The organism is Paraburkholderia kirstenboschensis (assembly GCF_904848585.1).
GTDB classification, from domain to species: Bacteria; Pseudomonadota; Gammaproteobacteria; order Burkholderiales; family Burkholderiaceae; genus Paraburkholderia; species Paraburkholderia kirstenboschensis.
In genome coordinates this window covers 140,148-166,332 of sequence record NZ_CAJHCR010000015.1, presented here as the reverse complement: position 1 = coordinate 166,332, position 26,185 = coordinate 140,148, and the positions used below count along the sequence as shown (strand labels likewise).

Below are 26,185 nucleotides of genomic sequence, written 5' to 3'. Positions count from 1 at the left end.
TGCGCCGTCAAGCCCCCCGGGCGTACTCCGCAGCGGCCTCACCGGCCGCCACGCCTGACGCCCAGGCCCACTGAAAATTGTAGCCACCGAGCCAGCCGGTCACATCGACCGCCTCGCCGATGAAGTACAAGCCCGGCGCGCGGGCGCTCATCATCGTGGTGGACGAAAGGTCGCGCGTATCCACACCACCGCGGGTCACTTCGGCCTTGCGGTAGCCTTCGGTGCCGTTGGGCGTGAGCGTCCAGCGCGACAAGGCTTCGCCGACACGGCGAAGCACCTTGTCCGGCAGGTCGGCCACGCGAGCTTCGGCGGGAATCTGGTGAGTCTCGAGCCACACGTGGGCAAGCCGCTGCGGCACCCATTCCGACAACAGATTCGCAATCTGGCGCCGCGTCCCGGTCTTCGCTTCGAGCAGCGCGGCGGCGGCGTCCCGGTCCGGCAGCAGATCGATGTGAATCGGCTCGCCCGGCTGCCAGTAGCTGGATATCTGCAGCACGCCTGGCCCGGAAAGGCCGCGGTGCGTGAGCAGCAGGTCCTCTTCGAATTCAGCGCCGGACTTCTTGTTGCCGGTCGCGATCCGCACCTCGAGCGACACGCCGGAGAGCGCCGAAAACGGCTCCCAGTCGGCGGCGGCGAAGGTGAGCGGAACGAGCGCGGGGCGCGTGTCGATCAGCTTGTGGCCAAACTGCTTGGCAAGACGATAGGCAAAATCCGTAGCGCCGATCTTCGGAATCGACAACCCGCCCGTAGAGACAACAAGCGCCCGCGCCGCGATTGGACCGGCGTTGGTGTCGAGCGTGAAGCGGCCTTCAACGTCCTGCCTCACATGTTCGACCGACAGCGGCGCACGCCATGCGACCCGTCCCGCGTCGCACTCGTTCTTCAGCACGTTGATGACGGCGTCGCTCGACTCGTTGCAGAACAGCTGCCCTTTATGCTTCTCGTGCCACGTCACATGATGCCGCTTGAGCAGCGCCATGAAGTCGCGAGGCGTGTAGCGCGCGAGCGCCGAGCGGCAAAAATGCGGATTCGCCGACAGATAATTGGCCGGGCCCGCATACAGGTTCGTGAAGTTGCAGCGGCCGCCGCCGGAGATCCGGATCTTCTCCGCGAGGCGCTGCGAGTGATCGATCAGCACCACGCGCCGGCCCAGTTGCCCGGCCACCGCCGCGCACATCATGCCGGCCGCGCCCGCGCCGATCACTGCAATATCGTAGGATTCCATGGGGCCGCATTGTACCTGCGCGCCTGCGGCGCCTTGCCTCGCACTGCTATACTTTGAAGCTTACCTTTTTGCATTTCGGGTGCGCCCAAGCGCCCGTTTCAGCCACCAGACATGCTCGTTCTCGGCATCGAAAGCTCCTGCGACGAAACCGGCCTCGCGCTCTACGACACTGAGCGCGGCCTCCTCGCGCACGCGCTGCATTCGCAGATCGCAATGCATCGGGAGTACGGCGGCGTGGTGCCCGAACTGGCATCCCGCGACCATATCCGGCGCGCGCTGCCCTTGCTCGAAGAGGTCATGGAGCGCGCGGGCACGGCGCGCGGCGACATCGACGCGATCGCCTACACGCAAGGGCCGGGGCTCGCGGGCGCGCTGCTGGTAGGCGCGAGCGTCGCCAACTCGCTCGCCATGGCTTGGGACAAGCCGACCATCGGCATTCATCATCTTGAAGGGCATTTGCTGTCGCCCTTGCTGGTCGACGAGCCGCCGCCGTTTCCGTTCGTCGCGTTGCTGGTGTCGGGTGGCCATACGCAATTGATGCGCGTGACCGACGTGGGCGAATATGAAACGCTGGGCGAAACGCTCGACGACGCTGCGGGCGAAGCCTTCGACAAAACCGCCAAGCTTCTCGGCCTCGGCTATCCCGGCGGGCCAGAGGTTTCGCGAATGGCCGAATTCGGCACGCCGGGCGCGGTGGTGCTGCCGCGCCCCATGCTGCATTCCGGCGATCTGGACTTCAGCTTCAGCGGCCTTAAAACGGCCGTGCTTACGCACGCAAAAAAGCTCGGCGGCGCGAATATCTGCGAGCAGGCGAAAGCGGATCTGGCGCGCGGCTTCGTGGACGCTGCCGTCGAAGTGCTGGCAACAAAGTCGCTCGCCGCGCTCAAGCGCACGAAGCTCAACCGGCTGGTCGTGGCGGGTGGCGTGGGTGCGAACCGGCAGTTGCGCGAGGCGCTTTCGGCCGCCGCGCAAAAGCGCAACTTCTATGTGCATTACCCGGACCTGTCGCTGTGCACGGACAACGGTGCAATGATTGCGCTCGCTGGCGCGTTGCGGCTGCAACGCTGGCCGGATCAGTCGGGCAAGGACTACGCGTTCACGGTCAAGCCGCGCTGGGATCTGACATCGCTCGCACGCTGAACGCTTCGCGAACCTCGCGTTACGCCGACAAAAAAGCCGCTTGTTAGAGCGGCTTTTTTGTTGCAATCAAGAATTGAAGGCGACGCGTCAACCCAACCGCTTATCGCGCTCGATCACGGCATACGCGCTGTGATTATGAATCGACTCGAAATTCTCAGCTTCCAGCACGTATGCGACGATCCGCTCATCCGCGTTCAGACGCTGTGCGACGTCGCGCACCAGATCCTCGACGAACTTCGGGTTTTCATACGCGCGCTCAGTCACGAATTTTTCGTCCGGACGCTTGAGCAGGCCCCACAGTTCGCACGACGCCTCTTCCTCGGCGATACGGACCAGGTCTTCCACCGCGACCTCGCCCGCCAGTTCCGCGTTGATCGTCACGTGCGAGCGCTGGTTATGCGCGCCGTACTGCGAGATTTTCTTCGAACACGGACAAAGGCTCGTGACCGGCACGAGCACTTTCAGGAACAGACGGGTTCCGCCGTTACGCGTGTCGCCGGTCAGCGTCACTTCGTAATCGAGCAGGCTCTGCACGCCGGACACCGGCGCCGTCTTGTTCACGAAGTAAGGGAACGACACTTCGATGCGGCCCGCCTCGGCCTCGAGTTTCGTAAGCATCGCGGCGAGCATCTGGCGGAACGTAGCCGGTTCTAGCGGCGCCTTGTTCTCTTCGAGCAACGCGACGAAGCGCGACATATGCGTGCCCTTTTGCTCTGCAGGCAAATGCACGTCGAGGTTCCACGTGCCGACGGTCGGTTGGGCCTCACCGCTTTGTGTGCGGACCGTCAGTGGATGGCGCACCGCCTTGACGCCGACCCGCTGAATCGGAATCTGGCGGGTATCGGGCGTGCTTTGCACGTCTGGCATCACGAAGGCGGGATTCATCTGATTCATGTTCTTGTCCTTTCAGGAAGACGCCGACCCTCCACAGGTGTGCGGCTCCGCAGACAGCCCCGCCCCGGAGCAAATTCCCTGCGGTTTAGGCTGGCCCGTAACGGGCTTTTGCGGAGCGGCGGGTTCGGGAGTCCTCAGCGGCCGCGTGGAGCAGAAACCGCAACGGCAAACGCCGGCCCCTGCCGGCGTTCGATGATGAGCCAAGCAAGGGCTCATCGACTCAGGTTAGAGACTTCTATTGCCACCACGGCAGGTGACGGCGCAATACGCGGTGCCGGGCTTTGCGGCGTCGGCACGCTCAATCGTACTGCTCGATCGACCCGCCTTAAGCGACACGCTTGACCGACGACTGGCCGGCCACGGCACCGCTCGACAAAAAGCGTTCGCGAATCGACTTCGCGATGCCCGTGGCGTCGAGGCCGCACGCGGCGAGCAGCTTGGCCGGATCTCCGTGATCGATGAAGCGGTCGGGCAGGCCCAATTGCAGTACCGGCCGCATGACCCCACTCTCGAGCAGGGCTTCGACGCATGCCGAGCCCGCACCGCCCATCACGCAGCCTTCTTCGACGGTGACGATAGCGTCATGCGTTTCGGCGAGTTGACGCACGAGGTCGGCGTCGAGCGGCTTCACGAAACGCATGTTGGCCACGGTGGCGTCGAGTTGCTCGGCAGCTGCCAGAGACGGCGCGACCATCGTGCCGAACGCCAGAATCGCGATGCGCTTGCCCGCGGGTTGCGACGTTTCGCGGCGCACCTCGCCCTTGCCGACAGGCAGCGCCGCCATTTGCTTGACGGTGGCCACGCCGGTGCCCGCGCCGCGCGGGTAACGCACGGCCGTCGGACACGACTGTTGCAACGCGGTGTACAGCATCTGCCGGCATTCGTTTTCGTCGGACGCGACCATCACCATCATGTTCGGGATGCAGCGCATGAACGCGAGGTCGTAAGCGCCCGCGTGCGTCGCCCCGTCCGCGCCGACCAGACCCGCGCGGTCGATCGCGAACACGACCGGCAGATTTTGCAGCGCGACGTCGTGGATCAATTGATCGTAAGCGCGTTGCAGGAACGTCGAGTAGATAGCGACGACAGGCTTCATGCCCTCGGCGGCGAGACCGCCAGCGAAGGTGACCGCGTGCTGCTCGGCGATACCCACGTCGAAGTAGCGGTCCGGGAAGCGTTTCTCGAACTCCACCATGCCGGAGCCTTCGCGCATGGCCGGCGTGATGCCGATCACGCGCGCGTCCAGTTCCGCAGCGTCGCAAAGCCACTCGCCGAACACCTGGGTGTAGGTTTTCTTCGACGGCGCGACAGCCGGCTTGATGCCTTCGGCCGGATTGAACTTGCCCGGGCCGTGATACAGCACCGGATCAGCCTCGGCGAGCTTGTAGCCTTGGCCCTTCTTGGTGACCACGTGCAGGAATTGCGGACCGCGCAGTTCCTTGATGTTTTGCAGCGTGGGGATCAGCGAATCGAGATCGTGACCGTCGATCGGGCCGATATAGTTAAAGCCGAATTCCTCGAACAGCGTGGCGGGCACGATCATGCCCTTCGCGTGCTCTTCGAGCTTGCGAGCCAGATCGAGCATGGGCGGCGCGACGCGCAGCACGCGCTCGACGCCCGCACGCGCCGCGGCGTAAAAGCGGCCCGACATGAGACGCGCGAGATGGCGATTGAGCGCGCCGACCGGCGGCGAAATCGACATGTCGTTGTCGTTCAGGATGACGAGCAGGGGCACGTCGTCTTCGACGCCGCCATTGTTCAATGCCTCGAAGGCCATGCCCGCCGTCATTGCGCCGTCGCCGATCACGGCGATACCCATGCGGTTATCGCCCTGCAGCTTGCTAGCGACCGCCATGCCGAGTGCCGCCGAAATCGACGTGCTCGAATGCGCGGTGCCGAACGTGTCGTACTCGGACTCGTCGCGTTTCGGGAAACCGGAGATGCCGCCCAACTGGCGCAGAGTGTGCATTCTGTCGCGGCGGCCCGTCAGAATCTTGTGCGGATACGTCTGATGGCCGACGTCCCACACAATGCGGTCGCGTGGCGTGTCGAACACATAATGCAGAGCAATGGTCAACTCGACCGTGCCGAGGTTGGACGAAAGATGGCCGCCCGTCTGCGACACGCTGTCGAGCACAAAGGCGCGCAACTCGTCGGCAAGCGGTTGCAATTGGCGGCGATCGAGGCGGCGCAAGGCTGCCGGGTCGTCGATGGTTTTCAGCAAGTCGTACATCGTCGTTCCATTGTAGGAAAACTTACGCGCCCGCACTTCATACATGCGCCTTGTGGGGACGGCGCGCGGCGGCGGGCTTTCGCGTTCAGCTGACCCGGTTCACCACCAGATCTGCCAATTCGGCAAGGCGCTGCGCGCGCGCGCCGAACGGCGCCAGCGCGGCGTGCGCGTCGCTGCGCAGCTGCGCTGCGAGCGAACGCGATGCGTCGAGCCCAATAATCGACACGTAGGTCGGCTTGCCGTCCTTCGCGTCTTTACCTGCTGTCTTGCCGAGCGTCGCGGAGTCGGTCGTGACGTCGAGAATATCGTCGACGACCTGAAACGCGAGGCCGACCGCGGCCGAGTATGCGTCGAGCGAACGCATTGCGTTCGCGTCCGGCGCTTCACCCGCCAGCGCGCCCATGCGCACCGCGGCGCGCAGCAACGCGCCGGTCTTCATGCGGTGCATGGTTTCGAGTTGCGTGCGCGTGAGCGTGTGGCCGACGCTTGCAAGGTCGATTGCCTGACCGCCGCACATGCCGATCGAACCGCTAGCAAGAGCCAGTTCGCGGACGAGCGCCGCCTGCTGCGCGGGCGCCAGAACCTCGGAAGTCAACGCGACGAACGCCTGCGACTGCAACGCGTCGCCGACCAGCAGTGCCGTGGCTTCGTCATATTTGACGTGTACCGTGGGTTTGCCGCGGCGCAGCGCGTCGTCGTCCATGCAGGGCATGTCGTCGTGCACGAGCGAGTACACGTGGATCATTTCCAGCGCCGCCGCTGCCGCATCCAGGCACTCGGCGCGCGCGCCGGTCAACTCGCCTGCTGCATGGCACAGCAGCGGGCGAACCCGCTTACCGCCGCCCAGCACCGCGTAGCGCATCGCCTCATGCAGCTTTGCGGGCTCCGTTGTTTCAGCCGGCAGGTAGTGTTCGAGTGCCGTTTCGACGCGTTCGAGCACCGAGCGCGTCCATTGTTCGAATGTCATAGGTCGTCCCCGCTTTCAGTAGCGGCTGTTCCTGCGGTATTCACGGGCAGTGGCTTGAGCGTCTCGCCGTCGAGCACGCGCACCTGCTGCTCGACTTTCTCGAGCTGCTGCTGGCAAAACGCCACCAGAGCCGCGCCGCGCCGATAGGCGGAGAGTGACTCTTCGAGGCTGAGATTGCCGCTTTCCATGCGCGCAACGAGCCCTTCCAGTTCGGCCTGCGCCGCCTCGTAATTCTCAGGCAGCGGCGTGCTATCGACGCCTTCGGCCGGCGCCGCAGCAGTATCGTTCGATGCGGTCTTCGCCATGAATAGTCGCAAAATTAAAACAAGTCGGACATTCTACGGCAAAAGAGACAAATCCGACTCGCCAGCCGACCTTCGGGCCGCCCGTATGCCCCTCGCCGCTCTGTCAGTCTCGCAGAAAAAAAACGATTGGTCTGCGGCGAAAAGGCCGAACTTTCTCGACATTTTTGACCCAAATCAGTGACTTAACTGTCCCAGGAAGGGGGAAACAGGTATAATCTCGGGCTCCCTAAATCGAATCTTCGATGGTTGGGTTGTTCACTGCTTTCACGTCTTCATCGGGAGTGGGAATGTCCAATCTGAGCAATGCATTGCAGTTGCGGTCTGTTCACAGCCAACTGCCAGTCACGGCTTACTTTGACGAAGCGCTTCTAACGCGCGAAATCGAAACCCTTTTCAAGAAAGGTCCCCGTTACGTCGGGCACGATCTCATGGTGCCGGAAGTGGGGAATTATTTTGCCTTGCCCAGCGAGAGCGAGGGGCGCGTGCTCGTTCGTAACCAGCAGTCGCAAGTGGAACTGCTGTCGAACGTGTGCCGCCACCGGCAAGCCATCATGCTCAACGGCCGCGGCCAGGCGGAGAACATCGTCTGCCCGCTGCATCGCTGGACGTACGATCTGAACGGCCAGCTTCTCGGCGCTCCGCATTTTGCGGACAACCCTTGCCTGAATCTCGGCGCCACGCCGCTGCAGAACTGGCAAGGGCTGCTTTTCGAAGCGCAGGGCCGCAACGTCGCACGCGATCTGGCCAACCTCGGCACGAAACAACACTTCGACTTCTCGGGCTTCATGTTCGACCATGTCGAAGTGCACGAGTGCAACTACAACTGGAAGTCCTTCATCGAGGTCTATCTGGAGGACTACCACGTCGCGCCGTTCCATCCGGGCCTCGGCAGCTTCGTCAATTGCGACGACCTTACGTGGGAATTCGGCGATTGGTATAGCGTGCAAACGGTCGGCGTCCACAAGGACCTCGAGCAGCCGGGCAGTCCGACCTACCGCAAATGGCACGACGAAGTGCTGCGTTTTCGCGGCGGCAATCCGCCGGAGTTCGGCGCGATCTGGATGGTGTATTACCCCGGCATCATGATCGAATGGTATCCGCACGTGCTGGTCGTATCATGGCTGATTCCGCGCGGACCGCAAAAGACCACCAACGTGGTCGAGTTCTATTACCCTGAGGAAATCGCGCTGTTCGAGCGTGAGTTCGTCGAAGCGGAACGCGCCGCCTATATGGAAACGGCTCGCGAAGACGACGAAATCGCCGAACGCATGGACGCAGGCCGCCGCGCGCTAATGGAGCGCGGCGAGTCACAGGTCGGTCCGTACCAGAGCCCAATGGAAGACGGCATGCAGCACTTCCACGAGTTCCTGCGGCGCGAGCTGGGTACGATCTGACTGCAGCCTCGCTGCAACTCAATCGCGTTTGCATCAACGCATGGAAAGACGGGCTTCGGCCCGTCTTTTTTTGTTTAGACTAACGAGGTAGCCCGGCCATCCGGTCGCGTCACGAGACTGCCGGCAACGGAGCCGCCATCGCCCGCATCGAGGAGACATCATGCCCCACACTCACTACACCACTTTGATCTCCGCGACGAATCTCGCCGAACGGCTCGCCGAGGCGCCGGGCAGCGTGTTCGTCATCGACTGCCGCTTCGACCTGGCCGACCCGGAAGCCGGTGAAAAAGCCTATCTCGCGGGACACGTGCCCGGCGCGCATTATCTGCATCTGGACCGCGATCTGTCCGGGCCGAAGAACGGCGCGAACGGGCGTCACCCGTTGCCCGATCGTGCGCGGCTCGTCGAAACGCTCGAATCGCGCGGGTTGAAGCAAGGCCAGCAAGTCGTCGCCTATGACGCGCAAGGCGGCATGTACGCGGCGCGCGCCTGGTGGCTGCTGCGCTGGCTCGGCCACGACGCGGTGGCGTTGCTCGACGGCGGGCTGCAAGCGTGGGAAGCCGCCGGCCAGCCGTTGACGCAAGACGTGCCGCCGCAAAACACCGGCGACTTCAAAGCTGGCGCCCCGCTTTCCGTCACCGTCGACGCGAACATGGTCGAGCGCAATCTAGGTTCCAAAGAGCGCGTGGTGGTCGACGCACGCTCGGCCGATCGCTATCGCGGCGAGAACGAGACGCTGGATGCCGTTGGCGGTCACATTCCGGGCGCGCTCAATCGCTTCTTCAAGGACAACCTGACGGCTGACGGCCGCTTCAAGCCGGCTCACACCCTGCGCGACGAGTTCACCGCGCTACTCGGTGATACGCCGCCGGAACATGTCGTCCTGCAATGCGGCTCGGGGGTGACGGCCTGCGTCAATGCGCTGGCGATGGAAGTCGCCGGTCTGCACGGCGCAGCGCTCTACGCGGGCTCCTGGAGCGAATGGAGTTCTGATCCGAAGCGGCCCGTCGCCACCGGCCCGAATCCCTAAGCGAAACAAAGCGCCGCCAGGAAAGCAGAAGGCCGTTGCCGCTCACAAGCGGCAACGGCCTTTTTTTATGCGTTGCGTGCGTGGGACCGCGGCAGCCCGAACGAGTTGCAGCGGCAAGCTCACGCGCAAAGCCAAAGCCGCACATGCGAAGCTCAAAGGCCGGCGTTCAAACTTCAAACCACTCCATGCTGCTTGAACCAAACCAGCGCCCGACGCCAGCCGTCTTCCGCATCGGCCTTCTTGTAGCTCGGCCGGTAATCCGCGAAAAACGCGTGGCCTGCATCGTCGTACACAACGAATTGCGAACCGCGCGCTACCTGCGGCCCTTGGGCAATCGCCTGCTTCATCTGCTCGAGCGAATCCTGCGGAATGCTCTGGTCCTGCAAGCCGTAGAGACCGAGCACCGGCGCATGAAGATCCGCCACGCGGTCGAGCGGATTCGTGGGCGTAGTCGCCGTTCGATCGCCCGTAACGCGCCCATACCACGCGACCGCTGCCTTGAGCCGCGGATTATGCTCGGCGTACAGCCACGCGATGCGCCCGCCCCAACAGAAGCCGGTCACGCCCAGCCGGTTCAGATCGCCGCCGTGCTCGCCGGCCCACGCGACCGTCACGTCGAGATCGGCCAGCGCCTGTTCGTCCGGCACTTTGTTCAAGATCTGCTGACTGATTTGCTGGATGCTCGGAAGCGCCATCGGATCGCCTTCGCGGACGAACAGATCCGGCGCGATAGCCAGATAGCCGAGCTTGGCGAAACGCCGGCACACGTCGGCGATATGCTCGTGCACGCCGAACGCCTCATGAATGACGATGATCACCGGCAGATGCGTCTTGCCCTTCGGCTGCGCGCGGTAGGCCGGCACGAGCGTGCCGCCTGAACGCACGGCAATCTCGCCGGCTTCGAGACCTTCGCTGTCGGTATGGATGGTTTGCGCCGACACCGGCAACACGGCGGCAGCAAAACCGGTGCCGATCGCCGCCTTGATGAAAGTACGTCGGTTGAAGGGAACGTGCGGGACCAGGCTGTCGACATCGGGATTCAGCATGCGGGCGCTCCTCGTTGAACGGTGGAGGCAACAGGATACGCCTCGCGCGCGTCCTGTTGCAGATGCAACCTCTCAGTGAGGCGCGCCGTCAGTGCAGCTTGACCCGCGGTAAGGTGGTGCGCCGCAGCCAGTGCGCGAAGGTGTCGAGCACCATCCGAGCGTAGCCGTGTAGCGCGGCAATGTGCAGCCGGTACAGCGACATGTACATGAAGCGCGCGAACAGTCCTTCGATCAGCATATTGCCGCCGATCACGCCGCCCATCAGATTGCCGACCGCGCTGAAGTGTCCGAGCGACACCAGCGAGCCGAAATCGCGATAGGTGAATTCCGGCAGCGGCCTGTTTTCAAGCCTGGCGGCGAGCGCCTTCAGCAGAAAACTCGCCTGCTGATGCGCGGCCTGCGCGCGCGGCGGCACGTTCCTCTCATTACCGGGCCACGGACAAGCAGCGCAATCGCCGAGCGCGAAGACGTTGTCGTCGATCTCGGTTTGCAGCGTGCGGCGCACGTTGAGCTGACCGAGCCGGTTGACCGGCAAGCCGTCGAGCTGGCTCAGAATAGCCGGCGCCTTGATGCCAGCCGCCCACACCGTCAGATCAGCACGCACGGTTTTTCCGCTCGCGGTGCGGATGATGCCGGGCGCCACCTCGGCCACGGTCTCGCTTGTCATGAGCTTTACGCCGAGCTTGGTGAGCAACTCGGCGGTGGCCGTCGACACGCGTTCCTGCAGAGCCGGCAAAATGCGCGGCCCTGCTTCGATCAACACAATGCCCACGTCGTGCCGCGGATCGAGTTTGTGCAGACCATACGCGGACAACACCTGCGCTGTATTGCGCAACTCCGCCGAGAGTTCGACGCCCGTCGCTCCGCCGCCGACAATCGCCACCTGAATGCGCGGCTCGGAAGAAGGCGAAGTGCCCACTCCGGATTCGACCGGCTCATGCGCCTGATGCTCGGCCCGCATGCAAGCCGCGATAAGGCGCTTGCGAAAGCGCTCGGCCTGGCTGACGGTGTCGAGTGCCAGAGAGAACTCGGGCGCGCCTTTCACGCCGAAAAATGCCGTCGTACTGCCGATCGCGATGACCAGCGTGTCGTACTCGAGCTGGCGTTCGGGCAGGAGTTCGGCGCCGTCGTCGTCGACCACGGTGCCGAGCGTGAGACGCCGGTTCGCGCGGTCGAGGCCCGTCAGCTCGCCCTGCTGAAACTCGAAGCCATGCCAGCGCGCTTGCGCGGCATATTCGAGTTCCTGCGTGAACGGGTCCATACTGCCGGCCGCCACTTCATGCAGCAGCGGCTTCCAGATGTGGGTCGGATTGCGGTCGACGAGCGTGACCTGCGCCCGCGTACCGGCTTTGTTCTTGTGACCATAGCGATCGCCCAAGCGAGTTGCCAGCTCCAGTCCTCCTGCGCCTCCGCCAACGACGATAAACCGATGCATTGAACTCTCCGTATTTGCCGATGGGTTGTGCGTCGTGATCGCGCGCGAGAGGCACGCGTCTTTACCGATTGTCCGCGAGCAGCACGGTTTGTCACAAGCCGCCAATACGCATATGTGACATGCACACGACGATATCGCGCGCCGTCACGCAGGCGTCAATGTGCTTCCTCCCAGTTGAGTCCCGCGCCCACTTCGGCGACCAGCGGGACTTTCAGCGCGGCGACACCGCACATCAACTCGGGCAGACGCTGGCGCACTTCGGACAGTTCGGCGTCCGGCACTTCGAGGATCAGTTCGTCGTGGACCTGCATGATCATGCGCGTGCCGATCTTCGATTGTTCGATCCACTTCTGCACCGCGATCATCGACAACTTGATCAGATCGGCGGCCGTGCCTTGCATTGGCGCATTGATGGCCGCGCGCTCCGCGGCCTGGCGACGCGGACCGTTGCCGCCGTTGATTTCGGGCAGCCATAGCCGGCGGCCGAACACCGTTTCGACGTAGCCCTTCGCCTTCGCGCTCAAACGCGTCTCGTCCATATAGCGAGCGACGCCCGGATAGCGCGCGAAGTAGCGGTCGATATAGAGCTTCGCGGCGTCGCGCGTAATGCCCAGGTTCGACGCGAGGCCGAACGAACTCATGCCATAGATCAGACCGAAGTTGATGACCTTCGCCACGCGCCGCTGATCGTTCGACACTTCGAGCGGCGTCACGCTGAAAATCTCGGACGCAGTCGCGCGGTGAATGTCTTCTCCTTGCGAGAACGCGCGCAGCAGCGATTCGTCGCCGGAAATGTGCGCCATGATGCGCAGTTCGATTTGCGAGTAATCCGCCGAGACGAGCCTGTGCCCCGGCGGCGCAATGAAGGCCTCGCGAATACGGCGGCCTTCGCCGGTGCGCACGGGAATGTTCTGCAGGTTCGGATCGTTCGACGCAAGGCGCCCCGTGACCGCAACGGCCTGCGCGTAATTCGTGTGCACTCGACCGGTTGTTGCGTTGACCATGCGCGGCAGCTTGTCGGTGTAGGTCGACTTAAGCTTCGACAAACCGCGGTGTTCCAGCAGGATTTTGGGCAGCGGATAATCTTCGGCCAGCTTCTGAAGTACTTCTTCGTCGGTGGACGGCGCGCCGCTCGGCGTCTTCTTCACGACTGGCAATTCGAGTCTCTCGAAGAAGATCTGACCGATCTGCTTTGGCGAGCCGAGATTGAATTCGCCGCCGGCGAGCACATACGCCTCGCTCTCCAACTGAATCAGACGCGCGGCGATTTCGCTGCTTTGCTGACGCAGTTTTTCCGCGTCGATCAGAACGCCGGTACGCTCCATCTTGCGCAATACGCGCGACGTGGGCACTTCGATGTCGCGATAGACATGCTCCAGCGCCTGCTCCGCAGCAAGCTGCGGGTACAGCGCCTGATGCAGACGCAATGTAACGTCGGCGTCTTCCGCGGCGTATTCGGCGGCTTTGTCCAGCGCGACTTCGTCGAAACCGATTTGTTGGGCACCCTTGCCCGCGACGTCTTCGTACTTGATCGTCTTGATGCCGAGATGGCGCAACGCCAGGTTGTCCATGTCATGCGGACGATGCGATTCGAGCACATACGATTGCAGCAGCGTGTCATGTTCGACGCCGCGCATCTCGATGCCGTAATTGGCCAGCACCTGCTCGTCGTACTTCAGATGCTGACCGACCTTCTTGTGCTCCGCGCTTTCGAGCCACGGCTTGAGCTTCGCAAGCACTTCGTCGCGCGGCAGTTGCAAGGGCGCGTCGGGGCCGCGATGCGCGAGCGGCACATAAGCGGCATGACCCGCTTCTACCGACAAAGACAGACCCACGATTTGCGCGATCATCGGATCGAGCGACGTGGTTTCGGTGTCGAACGAAGTCAGCTCCGCTGCGTTGACTTTTTGCAGCCACGCGTCGAACTGTTCCCACGTTTGCACGGTTTCGTAGTGGCGCTCGTGATCGACGCTAAGCGCGGGCGGCACGTCGGTTTCCGGCCCTTCCACCGCATCGGCAATTTCGACCTCACGCAGCCAGGTCTTGAACCCGTGGCGCGTGAATACGTCGCGCAATTCCTCGCGCGATTCAGGCCGGCTCTGCAAATTTTCCTCGATCGACGTGAGGTGCCCGGTCAGATCGCAATGACGCTCCACCGTGACGAGCTTGCGCGCCATCGGCAGAAAATCCAGGGCACGTCGCAGATTGTCTCCTACCGCACCTTTAATCTCGTCTGCATGTGCGACGATGCCATCTAGCGACTCAAATTGCGACAGCCATTTGAGCGCGGTTTTCGGCCCGCATTTTTCGACGCCGGGCACGTTGTCGACGGTATCGCCGATCAACGACAGGTAGTCGACTATGCGCTCCGGGGGGACGCCGAACTTCGCAAGAACGCCGGCGCGGTCGAGTTTTTCGTTGGTCATCGTATTGATGAGGGTGACATGATCCGACACGAGCTGCGCCAGATCCTTGTCCCCAGTCGACACGATCACGTTCATGCCACGCTTTTCCGCTTCGGTGGAAAGCGTGCCGATCACGTCGTCGGCTTCCACGCCGTCGATCATCAGAAGCGGCCAGCCGAGCGCGCGCACGGCCACATGAATCGGCTCGATTTGCCGCGAGAGATCGTCCGGCATGGAGGGACGATTCGCCTTATAGTCCGGATACCAGTCGTCGCGAAACGTTTTGCCCTTGGCGTCGAACACGCACGCGCTATACTCTGCTGTGACTTCCTTGCGCATGCGCCGCAGCATGTTGATCATCCCGTAGAGCGCACCTGTGGGACCACCATCGGGCCCGCGCAGATCAGGCATCGCATGGTAGGCCCGGTACAGATAACTCGAACCGTCGACCAATAGCAGGGTCTTACCTTCAAGGCTTCGTTCTTCAGGCATTATGACTAAGAGAAAAGTGATTCCGAGTCTGCGATCACTCGCAGATCAAGAGCGCGCAACGGCAAAAAAGGCCCGCGCATCGTGGCAGATGTTCACGATTATGGCAGAGTTTATCGAGGCGACCGAGTACCTCTCGGAGATCCGCCCCGCTGTCAGCATCTACGGTTCAGCGCGCCTGAAACCCAGCTCGCCGTACTACAAACTCGCCACGCAAATCGCCCGCAAACTCTCCGATGCAGGCTTCGCCGTGATCTCCGGCGGCGGTCCCGGCATCATGGAAGCCGCAAATAAAGGCGCTCATGCGGGCAAGGCGCCTTCGGTCGGGTTGAACATCGAGTTGCCGCACGAGCAGTCCGGTAACCAGTGGCAGGACATCTCGCTGCGCTTCCGTCATTTCTTCACGCGCAAGGTCACGTTCGTGAAGAATTCGGATGCTGTGATCGTGATGCCCGGCGGCTTCGGCACGCTCGACGAACTCGCGGAAGTACTCACGCTCATTCAAACCAAGAAGTCGCGCCACGTGCCGATCATCCTGGTGGGCGCGGAGTTCTGGGAAGGTCTGCTTACGTGGTTCAAGAACTCGCTCACGCCCATGGGCCTCATCAATCCGACGGACATCGACCTGATGCAGGTGATCGACGACCCGGACCAGGTGCTCGAAGCGGTGCTCAAGTTCTACGAAGATCGCGAAGGCGCCGAGCCGCAGCCCACCAAGTCGGAAGAAGACCGCATGTTCTATCTGTAACGTGCGAGCGCAGCGCTCGCGCGCAAAACTGCTGGATCACTCATTCAAGCGGGCGGCCTCAGGGCTGCCCGTTTGCGTTTGCGTTTGCGCTTGATCGGTTTGATCGCCTTGCGCCTGCAACCATTCGCAGAATTGCGCGACGAGCGGCGCATGCGCGACCTCTCTCCTTGCGACCCACCAATAGCCGCGCGCGTCGATGCGCGGTCCCGCCAGCGGCATCACGAGCCGGCCGGACGCGAGCTCATCGGCAAGTAACGGCAACGGGCCCAGTGCCACGCCGAGTCCATCTACTGCGGCCTGCAAGGCCAGATAGAAGTGATCGAACGATTGCTTCTTCCGGCATTTCGCCGTCACGCCCGCAGCCGATAACCAGTTACCCCAGGCATCGGGCCGCGTGTCGGAATGCAGCAGCACGTGTCGCGCGAGGTCGTCGGCCGTCTTGATCGGCGAGCGCTGCAGCAGTGCGGGACTGCACACAGGAAGCTCGCTCTCGCCAAGAAACTGGCCGCTTACACAGTTCGGCCAATGAGCGGGGCCTCGCCTCACCGCGACGTCGAAACTATCCAATGTTTCAACCGGCGCGTTCGACGTCGCCAATCGCAACTCGACGTTCGGCACCTTGCGCTGGAATTGATGCAGGCGCGGCAGCAGCCATTTCATCGCGAACGTGGGCAGCGCATTCACCCGCAAAACGTGAACGACGCCGGTGTCGCGCAGTTGGTCGGTGGCGTGCGCGATGCTGTCGAACGCGGCCTGCACGGTGGACAGATAGCGGCGGCCGGCGGCCGTCAGGCGCACGCGCTTGCCGTGACGCTGAAACACCTGCACGCCGAGCCACGACTCGAACGCGGCGACCTGCCGGCTGATTGCACCGTGCGTCACATGCAGTTCGTTAGCCGCGGCGGTAAAGCTTTCGTGCCGCGCCGCTGCTTCAAAGGCGCGCAGCGCGGGGAAAGGAGGAAGGTTACGTGCCATGCTTGTGATTGTAGATCACAAAGACGCGCGCAAAAATCGTTTTGCCGCGTGGCGTTTCGGAGCTAACCTCTTGAGCTTGAACGGAAAGCGAAGCGCCATGGACCACAATCTCACCTCACTCGACTCCGCTGCAGGGCCGAGGCCCACTCTGCGGGAAATCTTCGGCGGTTTTCTGGGCTTGGGGCTCATCTCATTCGGAGGCGCGCTGCCGCTCGCGCGCCGCGCGCTTGTCGAGCAACGCCGCTGGTTGAACGCGGAAGATTTCACCGATCTGCTGGGGCTTTGCCAATTTCTGCCGGGCGGCAATGTGATCAATCTCTCGGTAGCCGTCGGCATGCGTTTTCGCGGAATCCCAGGCGCGCTCGCTGGATTGCTCGGATTGATCGCCGGGCCGTCGCTGGTGGTGATCGGTCTTGGCGTGCTGTACGAGCGCACGCAAGACGACCCGCACGTGCGCCATCTATTCGCGGGGCTTGCGGCGGCCGCGGCCGGCCTTCTGATTTCAATGGCCGTAAAAATCTTGCTGCCATTGCGCAACAAGCCGATGGCCGCGCTCATCGCCGCCCTCGGCTTCATTGCTATCGCGATCATGCGGCTGCCGCTGTTGCCCACCATGCTTGTGCTGACGCCGTTCAGCATCTACGTTGCATCGAGGAGCGCACAATGAACGACACGCTCGTTTCCCTCGCCATCATTTTCAGTCAGCTTTCGCTGCTCGCATTCGGCGGCGGCAACACCATTCTTCCGGAGATGCAGCGTCAGGTGGTCGAGGTGCATCACTGGATGCCAGCCAGCGAATTCAGCGCGCTCTTCGCGCTTGCTCAAGCCGCGCCAGGGCCCAACCTGATGATCGTCACACTGATTGGATGGCACGTGGCCGGCTGGCCTGGCATGCTGGTGACGTCGATCGCGAAGTTCGGGCCGTCGTCGATCGTGACGATACTCGCGCTCCACGCATGGGACCGCTTCAAGGACCGGCCGTGGCGGCGTTATGCGCAGTTGGGGCTGGTGCCGGTTACGGCAGGCATCGTCGCGGCGAGCGCGGCGCTGATCGCGCAAGCGTCGGATTCGACGGCGATTGCGTGGGCAGTCACAGCGGCCACAGCGGTAGTCGCACTGAAGACACGCATTCATCCGCTATGGCTGCTGGCCGCCGGCAGCGTGATCGGGCTGACCGGCTTTGGGCAGTAGACACTCGGCTGATGCACCTTGCTCACCCGCCGATCCCACGCGCCGACCGGAAAACCGCAGGCTGAAAAACGCCCAGCGCCCCGCTTACTGAAACGCCACCTCGGCAAAGCTGCGCAGCTTGCGACTATGCAATCGATGCAGCCCGTTCTCGCGCAAAAGCTCCATGGCTTTCACGCCGATCTGCAGATGCTGGTCGACCTGCGCGCGATAGAACTGGTCGGCCATGCCGGGCAGCTTCAGTTCGCCGTGCAGCGGCTTGTCGGACACGCATAGCAAGGTGCCGTAAGGCACGCGGAAGCGGAATCCGTTTGCGGCAATGGTCGCGCTTTCCATGTCGAGCGCGATCGCGCGGCTTTGCGACAGCCGTTGAACCGGCTCACGATGATCGCGCAACTCCCAGTTGCGGTTGTCCACACTCGCGACAGTGCCCGTACGCATAACCCGTTTGAGTTCCACACCGTCAAGCTGCGTGACCTGCGCAACCGCGCGCTCCAGCGCGACCTGCACTTCGGCGAGCGCCGGAATCGGCACCCACAGCGGCAGATCGGCGTCGAGTACGTGATCTTCGCGCACATAGCCGTGCGCCAGCACATAGTCGCCGAGGCGCTGCGTATTGCGCAGGCCCGCGCAGTGGCCCAGCATGATCCACGCATGCGGACGCAGCACGGCGATGTGATCGGTGATGGTCTTCGCGTTCGACGGCCCAACGCCGATGTTGATCATCGTGATGCCGCTGCCGTCCGCGCGCTTCAGGTGATACGCGGGCATTTGCGGCAGACGCGGCGGCGCCGTGCCTTCCTGCGCCTGCTCGCCGAGGTTCTCGTTGTACATGACCACATCGCCCGGTTCGACAAACGACGTGTATTCGCTGCGATAGGCGCGCAGTTCCTCGTCGTCTGTACGGGCCATCATGGTGCGGCCGAGTTTGACGAACTCGTCGATATAAAACTGGTAGTTCGTGTACAGCACGTAGTTCTGGCAATGCGTGGGCGAAGTCGCCGTGTAATGCTTCAGCCGGTGCAGCGAGAAATCCACGCGCGCCGCCGTGAACAGCGCGAGTGGATGCGGCTCGCCCGCCAGCGGCTCATACGTGCCATTGACGATACGGTCGTCGAGCAGCGCGAGGTCGGGCGTGTCGAACACGTCGCGCATCAGGAAGAGGCGCTCGCGATCCAGATCGCCTTCGAGGTGAATGCCCTCGGCAAACGCAAAGTGAATTGGAATTGGCTGGTTCGAAACGCCGACTTCGATCTTCACATGGTGGTTCTTCGCGAGCAGACGCAATTGTTCGCGATAGTAGTTGCCGAACAGATCGGGCCGCGTAACAGTAGTCTCGAACACGCCGGGGCCGGCGACAAAACCGTACGAGCGCCGCGAGTCGATATGCGTGTTGACTTCCGTGCAGACGCGCACGAACGGGTAGCAGGCACGCACGCGGCGTTCGAACAGTTCGTTGCGGCGATAGCGCGCGAAGGCGTCGCGCAGAAAAGACGTGTTGGCTTCGTAAATCGCCGACAGGCGTGTCACCGCCTCGGCAGCGTCGTCGAAGGATTCGGTCGGGAAGCTGTTGGCGGGAGTTTGCACCGCGCGTTGATTGGTATCGTTGTTCATCTTCATTCGCCTCTATTGATGAGACGACATTACCACGGAACCCATGATCGCCAAATGACGTCGCCGCGCCCGCAGCACGCGCCGCCGCAGGGGCGCGCGAGATTGCGGGCGCGCCGCGCGAAAGCGGCGCAAAATAAGGCGATTGCGCCCGTGGCAGAAGCTGGATTTGCTAGAATCGGGGCACCATTCCGGAGAATCACCATGAAGCCGCTCCTTCCCGTCGCCGTTGCACTGGCCCTTGCCTTTGGCAACGCCGCGATGGCTGCCCAGCCTGTCGACGACACTCCGCCCCCGGGCGCGCCGCAGTCCGCCAATGAACGCGCCGGCCTGCCCGACCTGGAGAAGATCAACCGGCCGGCAGCCGAGGTCAGCTCGAAGGTGGAAATCAACGTCCCGCGCACGCCGAGCTTCCACGAGCGCAGCGGGAACGGCACGGAAATCACCGAATACCGCGACAAAGGCAAGCCCGTCGAGATCAACGTCCGCTCGAATCTGGGCACGCGCTATCAGATGAGCGCGCCGCTCGATACGTCGCCCACCGTGCGCGACAACGGACGCGCGAGCACGCGTCTGCCCTCGGTGAACCTGAGGTACTGATGCCTGGCGGAGCGCCGGCGCCGCTCCTTATCAATGCCCTGCGCCGGCGCACGTCGCCGGCGCTGTGAGCTTGAGTTCCGCATCGCGCGGCGGTGCGCCCAGCCTCGCAACGATTCCACCGACCTGCCCGACGCGCGCTCCACACTGCTTTCACCACCGCACGTAGCCCGCTGGCCGCATCGCGCCAGCCCGACCAACCTGACCTGACGTTTCCCGCATGGCTGTCTTCACCGCTGTCACCGAATCCCAACTAGCAGACTGGATGCGCCATTACGATCTCGGCGAAGTCGTCGAATTTCGCGGCATTACGTCCGGCATCGAAAACAGCAATTTTTTTCTGACGACGACGCGCGGCGAATACGTCCTCACCATTTTTGAAAAGCTGACGGCCGGGCAATTGCCGTTCTATCTGAACCTGATGCGCCATCTTGCGGCACACCGCGTGCCCGTGCCCGACCCGATGCCGCGTGAGGACGGGTCGCTGTTCGGCATCCTGCACGGCAAGCCCGCCGCTATCGTGACGAAACTCGAAGGCGCGCCGGAACTGGCGCCGGGCGTCGAACATTGCATTGAAGTCGGACAGATGCTTGCCCGCATGCATCTCGCCGGGCGCGATTACACCGGCTATCAGCCGAACCTGCGCAGCCTGCAGTGGTGGAAAGAAACAGTGCCGACCATCCTGCCGTTTCTCGAAGGCGAGCAGCGTGAATTGCTGTCGTCCGAGCTCGCATATCAGGAGGCGTTCTTCGCGTCGGCGGATTACGCGGCGCTGCCCGAGGGCCCCTGTCACGCCGACCTGTTCCGCGACAACGCTATGTTCGCGCATGCCGCGCCCGAGACCGGTCACGAGGTTCGCCTCGGCGGCTTCTTCGATTTTTACTTCGCTGGCTGCGACAAGTGGCTGTTCGACGTCGCCGTGACCGTCAACGACTGGTGCGTCGATCTCGCCACGGGCAAGCTCGACCACGCACGCACCGAGGCCATGCTGCGCGCGTATCAAACCGTGCGTCCCTTTACCGTCGAAGAAAACCGTCATTGGGGCGACATGCTGCGGGCGGGCGCATACCGTTTCTGGGTCTCGCGCCTGTATGATTTTCATTTGCCGCGCGCGGCCGAACTGCTCAAACCGCACGATCCCGGCCATTTCGAGCGCATTCTGCGCGAGCGCCTGTCCGGCGTCGCACTACCAGGCATTCACACCTCATGCAACTGATCGAAGTCCCCGCGAAAACCGGCTATGTATGGTTCCGGCAAGGTATCTGGCTGTTCCGCAAGAATCCGCTCGCGTTCCTCACATTGTTCTTCACCTATCTGCTGGTGATGACGCTCGTTGCGCAAATCCCGCTGATCGGCAGCGTGTTGCCGCTGGCGTTTATTCCCGGCGTCGCCGTCGGCTTCATGGCCGCATGTCGCAATACGATCGCCGGCAAGCCTGTCTTCCCAACAATCCTCGTGGACGGCTTCCGTTCGTACGGACCAGTGGTCGCACGGCGGCTGATCGTGCTCGGCGTGTTCTACGTGATCGCAATGGCGGTGGTGCTCGCGGGTTCGGCACTCGCTGACGGCGGCATGTTGCTGAAGGTGATGCTTGGCGCGGGCGCGGCAATGGACCCTCAGGCAGTCGCCAACAGCAATATGCCGCTCGCCGTGGTCACGGCCTTCGCGCTCTACATTCCAGTGGCCATGCTGTTCTGGTTCTCGCCCATTCTCGCGGCGTGGCACGATGTACCGCCTGTCAAGGCGATGTTCTTCAGCCTCGTCAGTTGCTGGCGCAATCGCGGCGCATTCATCGTGTTCGGCGCGCTGTGGTTTGCAGTGGCCATGACGGTGTCGCTCGGATTGTCAGCGTTGATGCAGGCGCTCGGCGCGGGCGACTTCGCGTTCGCCGTATTGATGCCCGCCACGATGATCGTCACGACCATGCTGTATTGCTCGTTCTACGCGACATATCGCGGCTGCTACGGCGTGCAGACGCCGCAGACGCCTGATCTGCCGACTACACCGGCCGCTTGAAAGCCCGGCGCCGGTTGCTGTTCGCAGCACGGGCGCTCCGTTGCTCGCGGGCCGGCCGCGTCCGTCGCCGCGCCCGCTCCTCGTAGTCCGCCTTTGCGTCTCATAGTCGTCAATGTGCGCCGATTTGCGGCACAATGGTTTGCACTCAATCTATTTGCGTGCACTCCTTTGACACGAGATGCATCATGACCCAGCGCCCCGCTTTGCCCTTCACGCTCGACGAGCAACTGTGCTTCGCCCTCTACTCCACGTCGCTGGCGATGACCAAGGCCTACAAGCCGCTTCTCGACAAGCTCGGTCTCACGTATCCGCAATATCTGGCGATGCTGGTGCTATGGGAGAGCGACGACGTCACGGTCAAGGGCATGGCCGCGCGCCTGAACCTCGATTCGGCGACTGTCACACCCCTGCTCAAACGCCTCGAGACGCAAGGTCTAGTGGAACGAGTGCGGGGAGTGGAAGACGAGCGTCTCGTCTACATTCGGCTCACCAAGGCCGGCGCAGCGCTCAAGCGTCAGGCCCGCGAGGTGCCCGCCGAAATCTTTTGCGCCACCCAACAGTCGCCCGAATTCCTGCTGCGTTTGCGCGACGATCTGACTCGCCTGCGTACCACGCTTAACGACTACATGGATAACGAGTAGCGCCGAGGCAAAAGGCTTGCCTATCGACGCGATGCAAAATTTCATTTGTACACAAATGATTTGTGTACTATTCTTACCACATGCCGCTTCACTAGCGCCGCGCCACGACGGCGGGTAGCGCGAAGCGGCAACATGCAGACCTTCATAACCCAGATCAAGGAGCAGCGCGATGAACATACTCTACAAAGCAAGTGCAACGAGCACCGGTGGGCGCGACGGCCGTGCAGTATCGTCGGACAATGCGTTGGACGTTAAGCTCGCGGCGCCGCGCGAATTGGGCGGCAACGGCGCAGCAGGCACGAACCCCGAGCAGTTGTTCGCGGCCGGCTATTCGGCGTGTTTTCTCAGCGCAATGAAGTTTGTCGCAGGTCAGCACAAGCAAACGCTGCCTGCCGATACTCAGGTCACCGCAGAAGTCGGCATCGGTCCGAACGACAAGGGCGGCTTCGCACTCGACATCGATCTGCGCATCTCGCTGCCGGGTCTGGATGCAGATGCGGCTAGAGAACTGGTCGACGCCGCTCACCAGGTTTGCCCGTACTCGAACGCTACGCGCAACAACGTCGCGGTTCGTCTGCAAGTCGCGTAAGCTGCCACGTCGGCGAGTCGCTAACCGCTCGCCAGAAAGGCGCGGCGCTTCCAGGCCGGCCTCATCCGCGCCCGCCCCTCGATGCCGAGGGCGGGCGCGCAGCAATTTACAGCTCAACTTGCCGATGACACGCGTCCGACGACTGAACGACACCTTCGACACCGGCCTGGTCTGGTTCCGCCGCGACCTGCGCAGCACCGATAACGCCGCGCTGTACTACGCGCTCAAGCATTGCGAGCGCGTGTGGTGCGTGTTCGTGTTCGATACGACGATCCTGCAACCGCTCGTTGATAAATGGCAGACGCGTCATCCGGGCACACAGGCGCAAGATCGCCGCGTCGAGTTCATTCTTGCGTCGCTGCGCGAACTGGACGAAGCGCTGCGCGCTCAGGGCGGCGGGCTCGTCGTGCTGAACGGCGATCCCGCCGATCTCGTGCCGAAGCTCGCCAACGAGCTTCAGGTCGATGCCGTATTCGCGAACCACGACTACGAACCCGCCGCGATCGAGCGCGACGAGACCGTGCGCGAGCGTCTCGCTGAGGCGGGACGCCAATGGCTGACCTTCAAGGACCAGGTGATTTTCGAGCGCGCCGAATTGTTGACTGGCCAGAACAAGCCATTCACGGTTTTCACGCCGTACAAGAACGCGTGGCTCAAGCAACTGACGAGCTTCGATCTGAAGCCCTATCCAGTCGAAACCTACGCAAACCACCTGGCGAAGCTGCCCGCAAAACTAGACCGGCAGCTACCGACGCTCGATCAACTGGGCTTCGCGCCCAGCAATCTCCGCGAGCTCGAGTTGCCCACCGGCATGAGCGGCGCCCGGCTTCTGCTCGACGACTTCCTCACGCGGATCGACAGCTATGCTGAACGGCGCGATTTTCCGGCGGCTAAGGGTCCCAGCTATTTGTCGGTGCACTTGCGCTTTGGCACCGTGTCGATTCGCACACTCGCGCGGCTCGCTCAGGAAATGTCCCTGCAACCGGACGGCCGGGGCTCGGCCACGTGGCTCTCGGAACTCATCTGGCGGGATTTCTACTTCATGATCCTGTCGCATCACCCCAAACTGGCGGGCGGTGCGTCGTTCAAGGAGGAGTACGACCGCCTGCGTTGGGAGCAGGGCGCGGAAGCGGATGAAGCGTTCGCCGCATGGTGCGAAGGCCGCACCGGCTATCCGCTGATCGACGCGGCCATGTTGCAGCTCAACAGCACCGGCTACATGCATAACCGTCTGCGCATGGTGACTGCGAGTTTTCTGGTGAAGGACTTAGGCGTCGACTGGCGGCTCGGCGAGCGCTATTTTGCCGACCAACTGAACGACTTCGACTTCGCGGCAAATAACGGTGGCTGGCAATGGGCTGCGTCGACAGGATGCGATGCGCAGCCCTATTTCCGGATCTTCAATCCGATCACGCAGTCGGAAAAATTCGATTCGGACGGCCGATTCATCAAACGCTATTTGCCGCAGCTTGGGAAGCTGCCGGCCAAATGGATCCATGCGCCGTGGTTGGCAGGCGCGGAACGGCTCGCAGAATTTGACGTTGTGTTGGGCAAAGATTACCCGGCGCCGATCGTCGACCACGCGCAGGCAAGAGCCCGGACGCTGGCTCGTTTTGGAAAGTGAGCGCACGCTCACAGTACCTTGTCACACAGCCGGAAAGCGGCTGTTTTAGCAATACGACTGGCTTGGAGCCGACACTTAGGCCCTTCGCCCGGCACCGGCGTCATTTGCTACCGCCGATGCTTCAACTAGCGCGCAGCTTAGTGCTGGCTCATCCACGACGGCTGACGAAAGTTCGCGTCGCGATCCAGCTTGCGCATGCGGAATTCGAGGTCGTACAGATCGGTCGCTTCCGCGAGGAATGCGTCAGCGCGTTCTTTCGCGAGTTGTTCGGGCGACTTGGTCAAAAACAGGAACAGGCGGGTAAGCAGGTACATGATTAGAGCCTCGGCAATGAGTGTAGGCATAAACGCCTAGGGGATAACCCGTATTATAGGGAAAACCCTAGGGTTACGCCATCACTCATTTTGAGGTGTTGCTCAAAAGTCACCGCGCGTGCGCAGAGGCCTCTGCCGCAATGCTTTCGTCGACGCCCGCGCCCACCCGCCGCTGATGCTTGAAGAACTCCCACACCATGGCGCTGGCGTCCGGGCCCTTCGCGGAATGGAACGGCACAGAATCGTCACCGCCGCTCCAGGCGTGCCCCAGGCCTTGCACATGACACACGCGCACGACGCGCCGACCGCTCCGGAAATAGTCGCGCAGCGTCATGCCGCCTTTTCGGTCTTCGCGCATTTCACCTGATTTGCGCGCGCCTTTTTGATCGATCATCCGATTCAGACGCAGAAACTGCGTCACAAGCTGGTCGGCGTTGACCGGCGCAACGACATGATCGGCGTCGCCGTGGATGATGAGCGCCGGCATACCAGGATAGTGCGCCACGTCCGCGATCTCGTCGACGAGTTCGGCCGGATCGCGCCGCGCACCGCGCCGCATCACGTCCATCGCCGTAATGCCGGAGCGGGCCTCGCCAAAAGCCGGGCCCGAGTGCAGCGCGACCGCCGCAAAGCGCTCCGGAAAATGCAGCGCCAGCAGCGCCGTGAGCCCCGCCCCCGCAGAAATTCCAGCGACATACACGCGCTCGTTGTCGAAGCCGTGCTGGGCGACCAGCGCATCGACGAGCGACACCACCGCCCGCGCCTCGGCACCACCCGCGCTTTCGCCCGAGTCGTACCAATGCCAGCAGCGGTGCGAATGCGCATGCTTCGACTGTTCGGGATAGACGACCGCAAAGCCGTAGCGGTCCGCCAGCACGTTCATGCGCGTGCCTTGCGCGAATTCGTCGATGGATTGCGTGCAGCCGTGCAACATCACGAGCAACGGCATGGTTTCGAGGGCGTGGCCCGACGGAACGTAGAGGCCATATTGGAGATGATTGACCAGCCGACCCGGCGCCGCGGGCGCCGAATGGAACGAACGTGTCCAAGATCCGCTCGCCCAGGCTGCAGCGCGCGGACGCACTCGCGATTCGCGCGCGGCCGCGTGCGGCACTTCGCGTTTGACGGGCGAACGTACCGCGGCAGACTTCAGCAGGCGAACTTTCGTCGACGGCTTGGTGGACGCCGGGCGGGCCGGGCGCTTGGTCGCGCGCTTGGCGGTCTTCTGGGCGTGCTCGGTTTGAATCGCGAGCAGACGCTTGAGGCCGCGGAGCCAGATCTTCGATAAACTTTTTGCCATCGGCGCAAAACCTCGCAAA

Annotated in this window: 24 protein-coding genes; 12 read left to right on the top strand and 12 right to left on the bottom strand. The window is 62.8% G+C overall.

The features are described 5' to 3' along the window. Positions 1-7: 7 nt before the first annotated feature. Positions 8-1,225: a BaiN/RdsA family NAD(P)/FAD-dependent oxidoreductase gene (locus tag JMY24_RS29140; protein ID WP_128597950.1), complete on the bottom strand. Its 1,218-nt coding sequence runs from the start codon at positions 1,223-1,225 to the stop codon at positions 8-10. A 111-nt stretch (positions 1,226-1,336) separates the two neighbouring features. On the opposite strand from JMY24_RS29140, the gene tsaD reads away from it, so the two are divergent. Then, entirely contained in the window at positions 1,337-2,365 is a 1,029-nt protein-coding gene (tsaD, locus tag JMY24_RS29135; RefSeq protein ID WP_128597951.1) for a tRNA (adenosine(37)-N6)-threonylcarbamoyltransferase complex transferase subunit TsaD, read from the top strand. Positions 2,366-2,452: 87 nt separating this feature from the next. Here the strand turns inward: tsaD and folE2 are convergent, their stop codons facing one another. From folE2 to JMY24_RS29115, 4 genes are all read right to left on the bottom strand, one after another. Continuing rightward, positions 2,453-3,259, bottom strand: a complete 807-nt coding sequence (folE2, locus tag JMY24_RS29130) for a GTP cyclohydrolase FolE2 (RefSeq protein ID WP_128597952.1) — start codon at positions 3,257-3,259, stop codon at positions 2,453-2,455. A gap of 325 nt (positions 3,260-3,584) precedes the next feature. Next, positions 3,585-5,492, bottom strand: coding sequence for a 1-deoxy-D-xylulose-5-phosphate synthase (gene dxs, locus JMY24_RS29125; protein ID WP_128597953.1), 1,908 nt, complete (start codon positions 5,490-5,492; stop codon positions 3,585-3,587). Between the two features lie 85 nt (positions 5,493-5,577). Beyond that, a complete protein-coding gene (locus JMY24_RS29120) occupies positions 5,578-6,459 on the bottom strand; it encodes a polyprenyl synthetase family protein (protein WP_201703382.1) in 882 nt (293 codons plus the stop codon). Then, positions 6,456-6,764, bottom strand: coding sequence for an exodeoxyribonuclease VII small subunit (locus JMY24_RS29115; RefSeq protein ID WP_027779527.1), 309 nt, complete (start codon positions 6,762-6,764; stop codon positions 6,456-6,458). Before JMY24_RS29115 ends, JMY24_RS29120 begins: the two co-directional genes overlap by 4 nt. Before the next feature lie 287 nt (positions 6,765-7,051). On the opposite strand from JMY24_RS29115, the gene JMY24_RS29110 reads away from it, so the two are divergent. Beyond that, positions 7,052-8,158 (top strand): aromatic ring-hydroxylating oxygenase subunit alpha, encoded by a 1,107-nt coding sequence (locus JMY24_RS29110; RefSeq protein WP_128597956.1) that lies wholly within the window; start codon positions 7,052-7,054, stop codon positions 8,156-8,158. 160 nt (positions 8,159-8,318) lie between these two features. After that, complete coding sequence (locus tag JMY24_RS29105; protein WP_128597957.1) at positions 8,319-9,188, top strand: sulfurtransferase; 870 nt, start codon at positions 8,319-8,321, stop codon at positions 9,186-9,188. A 173-nt stretch (positions 9,189-9,361) separates the two neighbouring features. Here the strand turns inward: JMY24_RS29105 and JMY24_RS29100 are convergent, their stop codons facing one another. The 3 genes from JMY24_RS29100 to polA all read right to left on the bottom strand — a co-directional run bounded on the left by JMY24_RS29100 (position 9,362) and on the right by polA (position 14,566). Continuing rightward, entirely contained in the window at positions 9,362-10,234 is an 873-nt protein-coding gene (locus tag JMY24_RS29100; RefSeq protein ID WP_128597958.1) for a dienelactone hydrolase family protein, read from the bottom strand. 88 nt (positions 10,235-10,322) lie between these two features. Beyond that, a complete protein-coding gene (locus JMY24_RS29095; protein ID WP_128585769.1) occupies positions 10,323-11,669 on the bottom strand; it encodes an NAD(P)/FAD-dependent oxidoreductase in 1,347 nt (448 codons plus the stop codon). 155 nt (positions 11,670-11,824) lie between these two features. Continuing rightward, positions 11,825-14,566 carry a DNA polymerase I gene (gene polA / locus JMY24_RS29090; RefSeq protein ID WP_128597959.1) on the bottom strand — a complete coding sequence of 914 codons (2,742 nt, stop codon included), beginning with the start codon at positions 14,564-14,566 and terminating at the stop codon, positions 11,825-11,827. 1 nt (position 14,567) lies between these two features. Here polA and JMY24_RS29085 point away from each other — a divergent pair, with 1 nt between their 5' ends. Next, positions 14,568-15,311: an LOG family protein gene (locus tag JMY24_RS29085; RefSeq protein ID WP_128597960.1), complete on the top strand. Its 744-nt coding sequence runs from the start codon at positions 14,568-14,570 to the stop codon at positions 15,309-15,311. Between the two features lie 36 nt (positions 15,312-15,347). On the opposite strand, the gene JMY24_RS29080 is transcribed toward JMY24_RS29085, so the two are convergent. Then, entirely contained in the window at positions 15,348-16,286 is a 939-nt protein-coding gene (locus tag JMY24_RS29080; protein ID WP_128597961.1) for a transcriptional regulator GcvA, read from the bottom strand. Between the two features lie 97 nt (positions 16,287-16,383). Here JMY24_RS29080 and JMY24_RS29075 point away from each other — a divergent pair, with 97 nt between their 5' ends. Next, a complete protein-coding gene (locus JMY24_RS29075; RefSeq protein ID WP_128597962.1) occupies positions 16,384-16,953 on the top strand; it encodes a chromate transporter in 570 nt (189 codons plus the stop codon). Further along, complete coding sequence (locus JMY24_RS29070) at positions 16,950-17,477, top strand: chromate transporter (protein ID WP_128597963.1); 528 nt, start codon at positions 16,950-16,952, stop codon at positions 17,475-17,477. Before JMY24_RS29075 ends, JMY24_RS29070 begins: the two co-directional genes overlap by 4 nt. Before the next feature lie 84 nt (positions 17,478-17,561). On the opposite strand, the gene JMY24_RS29065 is transcribed toward JMY24_RS29070, so the two are convergent. Further along, positions 17,562-19,088 carry an AMP nucleosidase gene (locus JMY24_RS29065; protein ID WP_128585773.1) on the bottom strand — a complete coding sequence of 509 codons (1,527 nt, stop codon included), beginning with the start codon at positions 19,086-19,088 and terminating at the stop codon, positions 17,562-17,564. A 201-nt stretch (positions 19,089-19,289) separates the two neighbouring features. On the opposite strand from JMY24_RS29065, the gene JMY24_RS29060 reads away from it, so the two are divergent. From JMY24_RS29060 to JMY24_RS29035, 6 genes are all read left to right on the top strand, one after another. Further along, positions 19,290-19,685 (top strand): hypothetical protein, encoded by a 396-nt coding sequence (locus JMY24_RS29060; RefSeq protein WP_020071014.1) that lies wholly within the window; start codon positions 19,290-19,292, stop codon positions 19,683-19,685. A 217-nt stretch (positions 19,686-19,902) separates the two neighbouring features. Next, complete coding sequence (locus JMY24_RS29055; protein ID WP_201703381.1) at positions 19,903-20,898, top strand: homoserine kinase; 996 nt, start codon at positions 19,903-19,905, stop codon at positions 20,896-20,898. After that, entirely contained in the window at positions 20,889-21,698 is an 810-nt protein-coding gene (locus JMY24_RS29050) for a BPSS1780 family membrane protein (RefSeq protein ID WP_128597964.1), read from the top strand. The genes JMY24_RS29055 and JMY24_RS29050 overlap by 10 nt, the downstream gene beginning before the upstream one ends. 185 nt (positions 21,699-21,883) lie before the next feature. Next, positions 21,884-22,339: a MarR family winged helix-turn-helix transcriptional regulator gene (locus tag JMY24_RS29045; protein WP_128597965.1), complete on the top strand. Its 456-nt coding sequence runs from the start codon at positions 21,884-21,886 to the stop codon at positions 22,337-22,339. A 169-nt stretch (positions 22,340-22,508) separates the two neighbouring features. Next, positions 22,509-22,928, top strand: coding sequence for an organic hydroperoxide resistance protein (locus tag JMY24_RS29040; protein WP_027779541.1), 420 nt, complete (start codon positions 22,509-22,511; stop codon positions 22,926-22,928). A 124-nt stretch (positions 22,929-23,052) separates the two neighbouring features. Beyond that, the gene (locus JMY24_RS29035; RefSeq protein WP_128597966.1) at positions 23,053-24,552 is read left to right on the top strand and encodes a cryptochrome/photolyase family protein; all 1,500 of its coding nucleotides are present in this window, start codon (positions 23,053-23,055) and stop codon (positions 24,550-24,552) included. Between the two features lie 137 nt (positions 24,553-24,689). Here JMY24_RS29035 and JMY24_RS29030 read toward each other — a convergent pair whose 3' ends face one another. Beyond that, positions 24,690-24,866, bottom strand: coding sequence for a DUF3563 family protein (locus JMY24_RS29030; RefSeq protein ID WP_084530981.1), 177 nt, complete (start codon positions 24,864-24,866; stop codon positions 24,690-24,692). A gap of 109 nt (positions 24,867-24,975) precedes the next feature. Then, positions 24,976-26,166, bottom strand: a complete 1,191-nt coding sequence (locus tag JMY24_RS29025) for an extracellular catalytic domain type 1 short-chain-length polyhydroxyalkanoate depolymerase (protein WP_128597967.1) — start codon at positions 26,164-26,166, stop codon at positions 24,976-24,978. Positions 26,167-26,185 lie beyond the last annotated feature (19 nt).

Excerpts from the sequence above, each read along its gene's own strand:
- JMY24_RS29140 (WP_128597950.1), bottom strand. The coding sequence starts at position 1,225 with ATGGAATCCTACGATATTGCAGTGATCGGCGCGGGCGCGGCCGGCATG.
- tsaD (WP_128597951.1), top strand. The coding sequence starts at position 1,337 with ATGCTCGTTCTCGGCATCGAAAGCTCCTGCGACGAAACCGGCCTCGCG.
- folE2 (WP_128597952.1), bottom strand. The coding sequence starts at position 3,259 with ATGAATCAGATGAATCCCGCCTTCGTGATGCCAGACGTGCAAAGCACG.
- dxs (WP_128597953.1), bottom strand. The coding sequence starts at position 5,492 with ATGTACGACTTGCTGAAAACCATCGACGACCCGGCAGCCTTGCGCCGC.
- JMY24_RS29120 (WP_201703382.1), bottom strand. The coding sequence starts at position 6,459 with ATGACATTCGAACAATGGACGCGCTCGGTGCTCGAACGCGTCGAAACG.
- JMY24_RS29115 (WP_027779527.1), bottom strand. The coding sequence starts at position 6,764 with ATGGCGAAGACCGCATCGAACGATACTGCTGCGGCGCCGGCCGAAGGC.
- JMY24_RS29110 (WP_128597956.1), top strand. The coding sequence starts at position 7,052 with ATGTCCAATCTGAGCAATGCATTGCAGTTGCGGTCTGTTCACAGCCAA.
- JMY24_RS29105 (WP_128597957.1), top strand. The coding sequence starts at position 8,319 with ATGCCCCACACTCACTACACCACTTTGATCTCCGCGACGAATCTCGCC.
- JMY24_RS29100 (WP_128597958.1), bottom strand. The coding sequence starts at position 10,234 with ATGCTGAATCCCGATGTCGACAGCCTGGTCCCGCACGTTCCCTTCAAC.
- JMY24_RS29095 (WP_128585769.1), bottom strand. The coding sequence starts at position 11,669 with ATGCATCGGTTTATCGTCGTTGGCGGAGGCGCAGGAGGACTGGAGCTG.
- polA (WP_128597959.1), bottom strand. The coding sequence starts at position 14,566 with ATGCCTGAAGAACGAAGCCTTGAAGGTAAGACCCTGCTATTGGTCGAC.
- JMY24_RS29085 (WP_128597960.1), top strand. The coding sequence starts at position 14,568 with ATGACTAAGAGAAAAGTGATTCCGAGTCTGCGATCACTCGCAGATCAA.
- JMY24_RS29080 (WP_128597961.1), bottom strand. The coding sequence starts at position 16,286 with ATGGCACGTAACCTTCCTCCTTTCCCCGCGCTGCGCGCCTTTGAAGCA.
- JMY24_RS29075 (WP_128597962.1), top strand. The coding sequence starts at position 16,384 with ATGGACCACAATCTCACCTCACTCGACTCCGCTGCAGGGCCGAGGCCC.
- JMY24_RS29070 (WP_128597963.1), top strand. The coding sequence starts at position 16,950 with ATGAACGACACGCTCGTTTCCCTCGCCATCATTTTCAGTCAGCTTTCG.
- JMY24_RS29065 (WP_128585773.1), bottom strand. The coding sequence starts at position 19,088 with ATGAACAACGATACCAATCAACGCGCGGTGCAAACTCCCGCCAACAGC.
- JMY24_RS29060 (WP_020071014.1), top strand. The coding sequence starts at position 19,290 with ATGAAGCCGCTCCTTCCCGTCGCCGTTGCACTGGCCCTTGCCTTTGGC.
- JMY24_RS29055 (WP_201703381.1), top strand. The coding sequence starts at position 19,903 with ATGGCTGTCTTCACCGCTGTCACCGAATCCCAACTAGCAGACTGGATG.
- JMY24_RS29050 (WP_128597964.1), top strand. The coding sequence starts at position 20,889 with ATGCAACTGATCGAAGTCCCCGCGAAAACCGGCTATGTATGGTTCCGG.
- JMY24_RS29045 (WP_128597965.1), top strand. The coding sequence starts at position 21,884 with ATGACCCAGCGCCCCGCTTTGCCCTTCACGCTCGACGAGCAACTGTGC.
- JMY24_RS29040 (WP_027779541.1), top strand. The coding sequence starts at position 22,509 with ATGAACATACTCTACAAAGCAAGTGCAACGAGCACCGGTGGGCGCGAC.
- JMY24_RS29035 (WP_128597966.1), top strand. The coding sequence starts at position 23,053 with ATGACACGCGTCCGACGACTGAACGACACCTTCGACACCGGCCTGGTC.
- JMY24_RS29030 (WP_084530981.1), bottom strand. The coding sequence starts at position 24,866 with ATGTACCTGCTTACCCGCCTGTTCCTGTTTTTGACCAAGTCGCCCGAA.
- JMY24_RS29025 (WP_128597967.1), bottom strand. The coding sequence starts at position 26,166 with ATGGCAAAAAGTTTATCGAAGATCTGGCTCCGCGGCCTCAAGCGTCTG.